The organism is Pseudonocardia nematodicida, from assembly GCF_040105385.1.
In the GTDB taxonomy this organism is placed as follows: domain Bacteria; phylum Actinomycetota; class Actinomycetes; order Mycobacteriales; family Pseudonocardiaceae; genus Pseudonocardia; species Pseudonocardia nematodicida.
This window is the reverse complement of the sequence record NZ_JBEDNQ010000013.1, coordinates 71,828-83,837: the sequence shown is the minus strand read 5'-3', so window position 1 is coordinate 83,837 and position 12,010 is coordinate 71,828. Positions and strand designations below refer to the sequence as shown.

The 12,010-nt window shown below is 73.7% G+C and carries 10 protein-coding genes; 2 read left to right on the top strand and 8 right to left on the bottom strand.

What is annotated here, in order from left to right; translation table 11 throughout:
* Positions 1-134 precede the first annotated feature (134 nt).
* Positions 135-1,571: an NADP-dependent phosphogluconate dehydrogenase gene (gene gndA, locus WIS52_RS26960; protein WP_349301195.1), complete on the top strand. Its 1,437-nt coding sequence runs from the start codon at positions 135-137 to the stop codon at positions 1,569-1,571.
* A 130-nt stretch (positions 1,572-1,701) separates the two neighbouring features.
* Here the strand turns inward: gndA and WIS52_RS26955 are convergent, their stop codons facing one another.
* On the bottom strand, positions 1,702-3,528 hold the full coding sequence (locus tag WIS52_RS26955; protein WP_349301194.1) for an MFS transporter: 1,827 nt from the start codon (positions 3,526-3,528) through the stop codon (positions 1,702-1,704).
* A gap of 69 nt (positions 3,529-3,597) precedes the next feature.
* Here WIS52_RS26955 and WIS52_RS26950 point away from each other — a divergent pair, with 69 nt between their 5' ends.
* Entirely contained in the window at positions 3,598-4,101 is a 504-nt protein-coding gene (locus tag WIS52_RS26950; RefSeq protein ID WP_349301193.1) for a DUF2127 domain-containing protein, read from the top strand.
* Positions 4,102-4,433: 332 nt separating this feature from the next.
* Here the strand turns inward: WIS52_RS26950 and WIS52_RS26945 are convergent, their stop codons facing one another.
* The 7 genes from WIS52_RS26945 to glpK form a co-directional block, all read right to left on the bottom strand.
* On the bottom strand, positions 4,434-5,648 hold the full coding sequence (locus WIS52_RS26945; protein WP_379612116.1) for a flavin-containing monooxygenase: 1,215 nt from the start codon (positions 5,646-5,648) through the stop codon (positions 4,434-4,436).
* A 282-nt stretch (positions 5,649-5,930) separates the two neighbouring features.
* The gene (locus WIS52_RS26940; protein ID WP_349301191.1) at positions 5,931-6,890 is read right to left on the bottom strand and encodes a pyridoxal-phosphate dependent enzyme; all 960 of its coding nucleotides are present in this window, start codon (positions 6,888-6,890) and stop codon (positions 5,931-5,933) included.
* Between the two features lie 126 nt (positions 6,891-7,016).
* Positions 7,017-7,589: a DinB family protein gene (locus WIS52_RS26935; RefSeq protein WP_349301190.1), complete on the bottom strand. Its 573-nt coding sequence runs from the start codon at positions 7,587-7,589 to the stop codon at positions 7,017-7,019.
* A 5-nt stretch (positions 7,590-7,594) separates the two neighbouring features.
* Positions 7,595-8,176 (bottom strand): DinB family protein, encoded by a 582-nt coding sequence (locus WIS52_RS26930; RefSeq protein ID WP_349301189.1) that lies wholly within the window; start codon positions 8,174-8,176, stop codon positions 7,595-7,597.
* A 167-nt stretch (positions 8,177-8,343) separates the two neighbouring features.
* The gene (locus tag WIS52_RS26925; RefSeq protein WP_349301188.1) at positions 8,344-8,652 is read right to left on the bottom strand and encodes a hypothetical protein; all 309 of its coding nucleotides are present in this window, start codon (positions 8,650-8,652) and stop codon (positions 8,344-8,346) included.
* A 6-nt stretch (positions 8,653-8,658) separates the two neighbouring features.
* Positions 8,659-10,371 carry a glycerol-3-phosphate dehydrogenase/oxidase gene (locus WIS52_RS26920; protein WP_379612112.1) on the bottom strand — a complete coding sequence of 571 codons (1,713 nt, stop codon included), beginning with the start codon at positions 10,369-10,371 and terminating at the stop codon, positions 8,659-8,661.
* Between the two features lie 120 nt (positions 10,372-10,491).
* Positions 10,492-12,009 (bottom strand): glycerol kinase GlpK, encoded by a 1,518-nt coding sequence (glpK, locus tag WIS52_RS26915; RefSeq protein WP_349301187.1) that lies wholly within the window; start codon positions 12,007-12,009, stop codon positions 10,492-10,494.
* Between the last annotated feature and the right edge of the window lies 1 nt (position 12,010).

Below are 12,010 nucleotides of genomic sequence, written 5' to 3'. Positions count from 1 at the left end.
GTCGTTGCGTGGGGTCGTACCCGGGTCACCGGCCCGCTCGTGATCGACCGGACACCGGCCGGTTCGCGCACGCGGGCGCCCGAGGGGCCAGGATGGGGGCCGCGCACCGGACGACGGCGAGACGGAGGAACACGATGGCGGAGAAGAGCCGGATCGGGGTCACCGGGCTGGCGGTGATGGGAGCGAACCTCGCGCGCAACATGGCGCGTCGCGGATTCCCGGTCGCCGTGCACAACCGCACCACGGCGAAGACCACCGAGTTCATGTCCGACTACGGCCACGAGGGCACCTTCACCGGCGCCGAGTCGCTGCAGGAGTTCGTGGACGCCCTGGAGACGCCGCGCAAGATCGTCGTGATGGTGAAGGCCGGCAAGCCGGTGGACGCGGTCATCGACGAGCTCGCCCCGCTGCTCGACGAGAACGACATCATCATCGACGCCGGCAACTCGCACTTCCCGGACACCGACCGGCGCACCGCCTACTGCGCCGAGCGCGGCCTGCGGTTCATGGGGATCGGCGTCTCCGGCGGCGAGGAGGGCGCGCTCAACGGGCCGAGCATCATGCCCGGCGGCGAGATCGAGGCCTACCGGGAGATCTCCGACGTCCTCACCGCCATCGCCGCCGACGTCGACGGCACCCCGTGCTGCACGCACGTCGGCCCGGGGGGTTCCGGGCACTACGTGAAGATGGTGCACAACGGCATCGAGTACGCCGACATCCAGCTGATCGCCGAGGCCTACGACCTGCTCACGCACGTCGCCGGGCTGTCCGCGCCGGAGATCGGGAAGATCTTCGAGCAGTGGAACGCCGGGGACCTCGAGTCGTTCCTCATCGAGATCACCGGCATCGTGCTGGGCAAGACCGACGAGGCCACCGGCAAGCCGCTGGTCGACGTGATCGTCGACCAGGCCGAGCAGAAGGGCACCGGCCGCTGGACGGCGATCGACGCGCTCGACCTCGGCGTCCCGCTGACCGGGATCACCGAGGCGGTGTTCGCACGCACGCTGTCCGCGCTGCGCGACGAGCGGTCGGCCGCCTCGGGCACCCTGGCCGGCCCGACCCCCGGGGCGGGGGAGGACCGGGGTGACCTGGTCGAGGACATCCGCCAGGCGCTCTACGCGTCCAAGGTGGTCGCCTACGCGCAGGGCTTCGCTCAGATGCGCGCGGCCTCGATCGCGCACGGGTGGGACCTCGACCTGGGTGCGATGGCCCGGATCTGGCGCGGCGGCTGCATCATCCGGGCCCAGTTCCTGAACCGGATCACCGAGGCCTACGAGCAGCACCCGGACCTGGACAACCTGCTGATGGTCCCGTACTTCACCGACGCCGTCGCCGACGCGCAGGACGCGTGGCGCCGGGTGGTGGCCACCGCCACCGCGCAGGGGGTGGCGATCCCGGCGTTCTCGTCGAGCCTGTCCTACTACGACGGCTACCGGCGCGAGCGCGGACCGGCCAACCTGATCCAGGGGCTGCGCGACTACTTCGGCGCGCACACCTACCGCCGGATCGACGCCGACGGCGCCTTCCACACCCGCTGGTCCCAGGACGGCACCGAGGTCCGCACCGACTGACCCGCACCCCGCCCGCCGCGACCCGGCCCGGCCGGTGTGCGGCGACGCCCCCTCCCGCGCCGTACTCATGGCGCTTTGGTTCGGTATGACCGAACCAAAGCGTCATGAGTCGGGCCGTGGGCCTGCGGGTTCAGCCCTCGGCGGCGCGGCCGGGCGGCGCGATCGTGGACGGCGCCGTCGGCGGTGTGGGGCCGGGCAGGGCCGCCGTCGGGGCCGGCGCGGCGGGGGCGGCCACCGTCGGTGCCGCGACGACGGTCGCCGGCTCGGGTACGTCGACGTGGTGGTACTTCCCGCCGCGCAGCGCGCTGGCGACAGCGGCGACCAGGCAGGCGGCGGCCGCGAAGCCCAGCGCGAAGGTCAGCCCGCCGGCGAACGGGCCGGAGATCAGCTGCGGGAAGAACTGCCGCCCGGTGAGGTAGGCGGCCTGCGCCGGGCCCAGCTGGGCCAGTACCTGCGGGCCGAGCAGCGTCGCGATCGGGTTGTAGCCCAGCAGCGCGGCGAACAGGATCCCCACCGGCGGGAGCGCCGCGACCCGGTCGGCGGCGAGCTCCGGGACGCCCTGGGTCACCAGCCCGTCGTGCATCGTCGCCGGCAGAGTCGCGGCCAGGCCGGTGATCAGCAGCGAGAAGAACACCCCGATCGACAGCACCGTCGCGGCGTTCTGGAACGTCGAGGTCATCCCCGAGCCCGCACCACGCTGGTGGGCCGGCAGCGAGTTCATGATCGCGGCCCGGTTCGGCGAGGCGAACAGACCCATGGCCAGACCGTTCACGGCGAGCACCGCGGCGAAGGCCCGGTAGTCGAAGTCGACCGGGAGCAGCAGCAGGGACAGGAACGTCGCCGCCGCGACGACCATCCCGATCGTCGCGAACGCGCGTGCCCCGTACCGGTCGGACAGGATTCCCGAGATCGGGCCGGCGACCAGGAAACCGATCGTCAGCGGCACCATGTAGATCCCGGCCCACAGCGGCGTCTGCTCGAACGGGTAGCCGTGCTCGGGCAGCCAGATGCCCTGCAGCCAGATGATCAGGATGAACTGCAGTCCGCCGCGGCCCAGCGCCGCCAGCAGGCTGGCGATGTTGCCGGCGGTGAAGGCCCGGATCGTGAACAGCGAGACGTGGAACATCGGCTCGGGCACCCGTCGCTCGATCCAGGTGAACAGCCCGAGGACCACGATCCCGCCGCCGATCAGGCCGAGCACCAGCGGGCTGGTCCAGCCCATGACGTCGCCGCCGTAGGGCTGGATGCCGTAGGTGATGCCCATCAGGACGGCGATCAGCCCGACCGCGAACGTCGTGTTGCCCCACCAGTCGATCCGGGCCGCGCGCCGGACGCCGGTGTCGCGCAGCTTGGCGTACGCCCACCCGGTGCCCAGCACCCCGACCGGCACCGAGACCAGGAACACCAGGTGCCAGTTCACCGGGGCCAGCACGCCACCGATCACCAGGCCCAGGAACGAGCCCGCGATCGCCGCGACCGAGTTGATGCCCAGGGCGAGGCCGCGCTGGTCCACCGGGAAGGCGTCGGTGAGGATCGCGGTGGAGTTGGCGAGCAGCAGCGCGCCGCCGACGCCCTGGAGCACCCGCATCCCGATCAGCCACAGCGCGCCGGCGTCGCCCTGCATCCAGGTCGCCGCGAGCAGCACCGAGAACACCGTGAACACGGCGAAGCCCAGGTTGTACATCCGGGTGCGGCCGAACATGTCACCGAGCCGGCCGAAGCTGACCACCAGCACCGCGGTGACCACGAGATACCCCATGATCAGCCAGAGCAGGTAGTCGATGTTCTGCGGTGCGAGGGGGTTGATCCCGATGCCGCGGAAGATGTCCGGCAACGCGATCAGCAGGATCGACATGTTGATCGTCACGATCAGCACGCCCATGGTCGTGTTCGACAGCGCGACCCACTTGTAGCGGTCGGGGCGCTCGGCCCGGACCGCCGGCGATTCGGTGAGCATCGCTAACAAGGTTACGCCCGGATCGTTGCGCCCTGCCATCGCAGCGCGCGGCCGCTAGTGTCCGCGGACATGAGCCGGTCGGCGGTGCCGCGCACCCGGGAGGGCAGCCGCTGGACCGAGCGGCTGTTCCGGATCGCGATGCTGGTGAAGGGTGTCGACGGTGCCGCCGAGCTGCTCGGGGCGATCGCGCTGATGCTGGTGTCCGGGCCGTGGCTGCACCACCTGGTCGCGCAGGTCCTGGCGCGGGACCTGGTCGGGCCGCCGGACGGGACGTTCGCCCGGCACCTGGTCGCGAGCGCGGACCGGTTCGCGGCCGGCGACCGCACCTTCGCGGTGGTCTACCTGGGGCTGCACGGCCTGATCAAGATCGGGCTGGTGTGGGCGCTGCTACGGAAGTGGCGGCCCGCGTACCCGCCGGCGGTGCTGATCCTGGGCCTGTTCGTGGTCTACGAACTGGTGCACGCCTGGCACACGCGCTCGGTGGTGCTGCCGGTCCTGGCGCTGCTGGACATCGCGATCATCGTTCTGGTGGTCCGCGAGTACCGGTTGCTGGGCCGGGAGCAGGCCGGATAGCCGGTCACCGCCGCGACCCGTCACCGGCCGCCGCGACCCGTGGCGGGCTGCCCCACCCGTCGCGGAGGTCGCGCCGGCCTGCGGGGGGGGCGACAGCATGTGAGGGGGCGAGGTAGCGGCGCCGCCTGCCGGGGAGCCGCGGATCGGCGGCGCCGGCAGGGCCGGGGGCGGCGGGCGGCCCTGTCGGGCAGCGGTCCCCGTCGGGCGGCGGGCAGGACCGAGGCGGCCCGTCGGGGCGCGGCCTCCGGTCGGGCGCCCGGGGGCGGGACCGGGCCGGCCCCGGCGGGCCGCGGCGCTCGGTCGGGCGGCGACCGTCGGGCGGCGCCGGTGGCTCAGGCGGCGCTCTCGCCGGGCAGCGCGTCGAGGACGGCGCGGGCTGCGGCCCGCCCGGCCCGGTCGGCGCCAATGGTGCTCGCCGACGGCCCGTACCCGACCAGGTGCACCCGCGGATCCGCGACGGCGGTGGTGTCCATCGGCGGTCCGAGCCGGATCCCGCCACCGGGCCCCCGCAGCCGTAGCGGCGCGAGGTGCCCGACCGCCGGACGCCAGCCGGTCGCCCACACCACGACGTCCGCGGGCTCGGTGCCGCCGGCGTCCCAGGCCACACCGTCCGGGGTGAGCCGGGAGAACATCGGCTGCCGGTGCAGTACCCCGGTCTCGATGCCCGCGCGGACCTCCGGGGTCAGCGGCAGACCCGTCACCCCGACGACCGAGCGCGGCGGCAGCCCGGCCCGCACCCGTTCCTCCACCAGCGCGACGGCCGCCCGCCCCGCCTCTGCGTCGAACGGACCCTCCCGCCAGACCGGCTCGCGCCGCGTCACCCAGGTCGTCGCAGCGGCGTGCGGGGCGATCTCCAGCAGCAGCTGCACCGCGGTGATCCCACCCCCGACGATGACCACCCGCCGCCCGGCCATCGCCTCCGGGCCCGGGTAGTCGGCGGCGTGCAGGCTCCAGCCCCGGAACGACGCCGTGCCCGGGTAGGTGGGGACGAACGGGCGGGTCCAGGTGCCGGTGGCGTTGATCAGCTGGTCGGTGTGCCAGTCGCCCCGGCCGGTCTCGACGACGAGGCCGCCGGCCGGTTCGGTCCCGCCGGGATCGGCCCGGCCGGGATCGGCCCGGCGGGGATCGCCGCCGCCGGGACCCGTGCTGCCGGGACCGGTCCCGCCGGGGGCTCCGGTGGTTCGGACGGTGCGGACCCGGACGGGGCGTACGACCCGCAGGTCCCACCGGTCCTCGATCCGGGCGAAGTAGTCCGGGACGGCCTCGCGGGCGGGCCGGTCCCGATCGGCGTCGGAGGACTCGAAGCCGGAGTCGACGCCGGCCACGTCGTGGATGCCGTTGACCGTGCGCATCCGCAGGGTCGGCCAGCGGTGCCGCCAGGCGCCGCCGGGACCGTTCTCGCCGTCGAGCACCACGAACCCGGGCCCCGGCTCGAGCCCGCCACGGCGCAGCCCGGCCGCCGCGGACAGCCCCGCCTGTCCCGCGCCGATCACCACGACCCCGGTCCGCTGCACACCGGGCACAACGCGCGAACCACCCCGGCCCATCCCGCACCGGTGATCACCCGTTCCGGAGCGGAACGTCCGCCGAGTGAGTGCACGCTGCGCTCCACAACGGCCGATCATCTGCGCGAAGGGGACGGTTCCGCACCGGGATCGGACGGTGCCGGGCCGACACCCGCCGCGGCGCGGGTCCGGGGGCGGTCGCCGGCTCCCGCATCGACACGGCGCAGACCCCGAGGACGGTCGGCTCCGGGCTCCGGGCTGCGAGCGGGACCGGCCGGCGGCCGTGACCTGCGGGCGATTGCGGCGACGACCTCCCGGCGTCCGTCAGGCGCGGGCGGCCACGTCGGCGACGTCGGCGTTCGACCCGCAGATCACCAGGGCGATGCGCGCGTCCGGGTGCCGCTCGACGACCGTGTGGGCGGCCGCGACCAGGCATCCGGCGGCCGGCTCGGCCCAGACCCCGGCGTGCTCGGCGAGGGTGACCGAGCCACGCACGGCGTCGGCGTCCGGCACGAGCAGCACCTCGTGCACCAACTCGCGGACGTGGTCGTAGGTGAGCTGCGACGTCGACGGCGCGGACAGCGTGGTGATCGCGGACGTGATCGTCACCGGGGCCGGGCCACCGGCGCGCAGCGCGGCCGACATCGCCTCCGCGCCGACGGTCTCCACACCCCAGACCCGGGTGGCCGGGAGCAGCGCCCGCACCGCGGCGGCGACCCCGGACACGAGGGCACCGCCGCCGATCGAGACCAGCACGTCGGTGGGCGGGGTGCCCAGCCCGATCGCGTCCCGGGCCAGCTCCAGGCCGACGGTGCCCTGCGCGGCCAGCACGACGGGGTCGTCGAACGGGTGTACCAGCGTCGCCCCGGCCGCCTGCAGCTCGGAGGCCAGCGCGAACGCGGCCGGGATGTCCGGGGTGAGACGGACGTCGGCACCCGCTGCCCGCGCGGCGGCGACCGATCGGGTGGGCGCGTTCTCCGGCATCACGACGACGGCGGCGACGCCCGCCGCCCCGGCGACGTCGGCCACCGCGAGCCCGTGGTTCCCGCCGGAGACGGCGACCAGGCCCGCGTCGCGCTCCGCCGCGGACAGCGTCGCGAGCTTGGCCAGCACACCCCGCGGCTTGAACGACCCGGCCCGCTGCAGCTGCTCCAGCTTCAGCAGCACCGGCGCGCCGAGCCGGGCGGACAGCCCGGCCGACGGCACGGTCGGGGTACGCACCACCCCGCCCGCGATCCGCTCCGCCGCGATCTCGATGTCGTGCAGGGTCACCAGGTCAGCCACGCCCGCGACGGTAGTACCGCGCCGGTCCACCGCAGCCGGCGGAACCGGTCACGGCCCCCGCCGAGCCGGGCGCCCCGGCGCGAGCCCGGCGCCGGACGTCGGCGTGCGGAGGATCAACCAGGTCGGTCAGCCCATCGACTTCTGGCCGTCGACCGTCTCCCGGATGATGTCGGCGTGCCCGCTGTGCTGGGCGGTCTCGCCGACGATGTGCGCGAGCGCCTGCCGTGCGCTCCACCGGGCGTTCGCGGGGAACCACGGCGCGGGCGGCAGCTCGTGGGACACGTCGAGATCGACGGTGCGCACGAGCTCGTCGGTGGCGGCCGCGGTCTCGGTGTAGCGGGCGAGCAGGGCCACGACGGTGTCGGCGTCGTCGAGGGCGAAGTCGTCGCGCTCGTCGCCGGCCGCGGCCTGGTCCGTCCAGTGCTCGGCGCCTTCCACGACGCCGGTCCGGATGAAGTCCGTCCAGCCCCGCTCGACGCCCTCGACGTGCTTGAGGATCCCGGCGAGCGTCAGCGCGCTCGCCGTGGGGCGCCGGCGGGCGTCCTCATCGGACAGGTTCGACACCGTGTGCCGCAGCAGCATCCGGTGCTTGGCCAGGGTCTCCAGCAGGGCGGCCCGCTCGCCGTCGAGCCCGGCGCCCGCCGAGCTCAGCAGCTGGTTCATCGAGTCCGCGGTGTTCGCCGTGTGCTCGGTGCTCATCGCACTCATCCCATCGTCTTCGCGCCGTCGATGGCCTCGCGGACGATGTCCGCGTGGCCCGCGTGCTGGCTGATCTCGGCGAGCATGTGGATCGCGACCCGCCGTACCGACCAGCTCGCGCCGGGCTCGAACCACGGTGCGGCCGGCAGCTCGTGCGCGCTGTCGAGGTCGGCGGTGCGCAGGACCTCCTCGGTGCGGGCGGCGACCTGGTCGACCCGCGCCCGCAGGTGCGGCAGCGTCTCGTGCTCGGCGAGCACGAACCGGGTGTCCTCCCAGTCCACGTCGGCCCAGGCGTCCTCGGCGGCGATCGCGTTCCAGTCGACCTCCGAGCCGTGCCCGCCCTCGAACGCGACCGCGCCCTCGACCGCGAACCGGAACCACTGCTCCTCGGTGTCGGCGACGTGCTTGAGCAGCGACGCGATCGTCAGCGCGCTGACCGTGCTCGCGGTGCGGGCCTGGGACTCGGTGAGGCTCTCCGCGGTCTGCAGCAGGAGGGCGCGGTGCTTGTCCAGCGCGGAGATCAGCTCGGCGCGCTCACCGGTCACGGCCGGGGAGCCGGTGGTGGCGGGGTCGGTGGTGGCGTTCATGCGCGGGCGCTCCTGAGACTCCTCGTGGATCGGGTTGCTCCCGATCCGATGAGAGCGACGCTAGGATCCGATGCGGACAGGTCCGGTCCGCAAGCGCCGGGCGATCGGACGCACCCGCGGAGCCGCCGTACCCGGCGACCGGCCCCGGCGAACTCAACCCGGTGGACTCAGCCCGGGCCCGCGAGCTCGCGCAGCGCCCGCTCCCAGCGAGCCTCCCGGTCGGCGATCTCCAGCTCCCACCACGGCGTGCCGCGCTCCCCGAGACCGTGCTTCGCGGCGTCCACCCGGGTCCGGGCGGCGGCGACGCGGTCGTCGTCGCCGGTGCGGCGCCCGGCGCCGACCTCGGCGCGGGCCTTCCCGAGGTGCTGCTGCAGCTGCGCCCGCACGTCATCGGGCAGCGACGGGTCGGCCGCACGCCAGCGGCGGCCCCGGACGACGATGTAGCGGCCGTCCGGGGTCCGCTCGGGTTCCCCCACCCGCTCTCAGCCGCTGACCGGCACCACGTCCGGCGCGCCCAGCCGGGCGGCGTCGGCGGTGGCGTCGTCGGGCATCTTCTGGCTCTCCCGCTCGGCCTCCACCCGCTTGCGGTAGTGGTCCACCTCGCGCTCGACCTGCTCGTCGTTCCAGCCCAGCACCGGCGCGACCAGCGTCGCGGCCTCCTTCGCGGCGCCGATCCCGCGATCGAAGGTCTCGATCGAGATCCGGGTCCGCCGGGCCAGGATGTCCTCCAGGTGCCGGGCGCCCTCGTGCGAGGCGGCGTAGACGACCTCGGCACGCAGGTAGTCCGGCGCGCCGGCGAGCGGCTCGATCAGCGTGGGGTCGGCCGCGGCCAGGTCGAGGACCTCCTGGATCAACGAGCCGTACCGGCCGAGCAGGTGCTCGATCCGGGCCTTGTGCAACCCGGAGGACGCGGCGAGCCGGCCGGCGGCGTTCGACAGCGCCTGGTAGCCCTCGGCGCCGAGCAGCGGCACGTCCTCCGTGCACGACGCCGGGACCTTCGCGTCCATCCCGTGCGCCGCGGCGTCGACGGCGTCCTTGGCCATCACCCGGTACGTCGTGTACTTCCCGCCGGCCACCACGACCAGGCCGGGCACCGGCGTCGCCACCGCGTGCTCCCGGGACAGCTTCGAGGTCGACTCCGACTCGCCGGACAGCAGCGGGCGCAGGCCCGCGTAGACGCCCTCGACGTCGTCGTGGGTCAGTGGCTGTTCCAGTACCGCGTTGACGTGCGCGAGCAGGTAGTCGATGTCGGCCGCGCTGGCCGCCGGGTGCGCCTTGTCCAGGTCCCAGTCGGTGTCGGTGGTGCCGATGATCCAGTGCCGGCCCCACGGGATGACGAACAGCACCGACTTCTCGGTGCGCAGGATCAGCCCGGACTCGCCGCGGATCCGGTCCCGCGGCACGACCAGGTGGATGCCCTTCGAGGCCCGGACCTTGAACAGGCCGCGCTCGCCGGCCAGCCCCTGGGTCTCGTCGGTCCAGACACCGGTGGCGTTGATGACCTGCTTGGCCTTCACGTCGATCCGCTCGCCGGACTCGAGGTCCTGCACGGTCGCCCCGACCACCCGGCCGGCATCCTTGATCAGCCCGACGACGCGGGCGCGGGTCGCGACGTGCGCCCCGTAGGCGGCCGCGGTGCGCGCGATGAACATGGTGTGCCGGGCGTCGTCGACCTGCGCGTCGTAGTACTCCAGGGCGCCGACGAGGGCGTCCTTGCGCAGCGACGGTACGACCTTGCGCGCCCCGCGCCGGGTCAGGTGCCGGTGGTGCGGTACGCCCCGGCTGCGCCCGGACAGGAACCCGAGCGTGTCGTAGAGCGCGACGCCGGCACCGGCGTAGAGCCGCTCCCACACGTGGTGCTGCAGCGGGTAGAGGAACGGCACCGGCCGGACCAGGTGCGGCGCCAGGTGCTGGATGAGCAGTCCGCGCTCGGCGAGCGCCTCGGCGACCAGCCGGAAGTCGAGCATCTCCAGGTAGCGCAGGCCGCCGTGGATCAGTTTGGACGACCGGCTCGAGGTGCCGGAGGCGAAGTCGCGGGCGTCGACGAGCCCGACCGACAGGCCCCGGGTCGCGGCGTCCAGCGCGGCGCCGGCGCCGACGACACCACCGCCGACGACGAGCACGTCCAGTTCCGCGTCGCCCATCGCGCGCAGCGCAGCGGTACGGGCCTCCGGGGAGAGCGCCACCGATTTCATGATGTGTTCCTTCGTGTCGTGGTGTCCCGCAGAGGGAGTACCCGCTCAGTGGCCGGAGCAGCGCCGGTGTGCCCGACGTCGCCCGCACCGGGTGCGGACGACGCCGGACACGGCGGCCTGCTAGCCGACGTCGACCCAGTCCAGGGTCCGCTGCACGGCCTTCTTCCACTGCGCGTAGCCCGCGTCCCGGTGCTCCGGGTCCCACTGCGGGGTCCAGCGCCGGTCCTCGTTCCAGTTCTCGCGCAGCTCGTCGGTGCTCTTCCAGAACCCGACGGCCAGCCCGGCCGCGTACGCGGCCCCCAGCGCGGTCGTCTCCGCGACGACCGGACGGGACACCGGCACTCCGAGCACGTCGGCCTGGATCTGCATGCACAGCTCGTTGGCGGTGACGCCGCCGTCGACCTTGAGCACGTCCAGGGTGACCCCGGAGTCCTTGGTCATCGCCTCGGACACGTCCCGGGACTGGTAGCAGATCGCCTCCAGCGTGGCCCGGGCCAGGTGCGCGTTGGTGTTGAACCGGGACAGCCCGACGATCGCGCCCCGGGCGTCGGACCGCCAGTACGGCGCGAACAGCCCGGAGAACGCCGGGACGAAGTAGACGCCGCCGTTGTCGTCGACCTGCTTGGCCAGCGCCTCGGACTGCGCGGCGCCGGAGATGATCCCCAGCTGGTCGCGCAGCCACTGCACCGCCGAGCCGGTGACCGCGATCGAGCCCTCCAGGGCGTAGACCACCGGCTCGTCGCCGAACTTGTAGCAGACCGTCGACAGCAGCCCCGACTCCGAGCGGACGAGCTCGTGACCGGTGTTGAGCAGCATGAAGTTGCCGGTGCCGTAGGTGTTCTTCGCCTCGCCGGGCGAGAAGCACACCTGCCCGACGGTCGCGGCCTGCTGGTCACCGAGGTCCCCGGTGATCCGGACCTCGCCGCCGAAAGCACCGTTGGCGAGGGTCGTGCCGTAGCCCTCGGCCAGCGAGCTGGGCTTGATCTCCGGCAGCATCTGGCGCGGGATGCCGAAGAACCCCAGCAGCTCGTCGTCCCAGTCCAGGGTCTCCAGGTTCATCAGCATGGTCCGGCTGGCGTTGGTCACGTCGGTGACGTGCACTCCGCCGTTCGGCCCGCCGGTGAGGTTCCAGATGACCCAGCTGTCGGTGTTGCCGAAGATCGCGTCGCCGTTCTCGGCGGCCTCCCGGACCCCGTCGACGTTCTCCAGGATCCACTGGATCTTCCCGCCGGAGAAGTACGTGGCGGGTGGCAGGCCGGCCTTGCGGCGGATGACGTCGCCGCGCCCGTCCCGCTCCAGGGCGGAGGCGATCCGGTCGGTGCGGGTGTCCTGCCAGACGATCGCGTTGTAGTACGGACGCCCGTTGCGCTTGTTCCAGACGACGGTGGTCTCGCGCTGGTTGGTGATCCCCAGGGCGGCCAGGTCGCTCGCGGACAGGCCGGTCGAGTTGAGCGCCGACTGGCACACCGCGTTGGTGCGCTCGACGATCTCGACGGGGTTGTGCTCGACCCAGCCGGCACGGGGCAGGATCTGCTCGTGCTCGAGCTGGTGGCGGCCGACCTCGCTGCCGCCGTGGTCGAAGATCATGAAACGGGTGCTGGTCGTGCCCTGGTCGATGGCACCGACGAACTCGGCCATG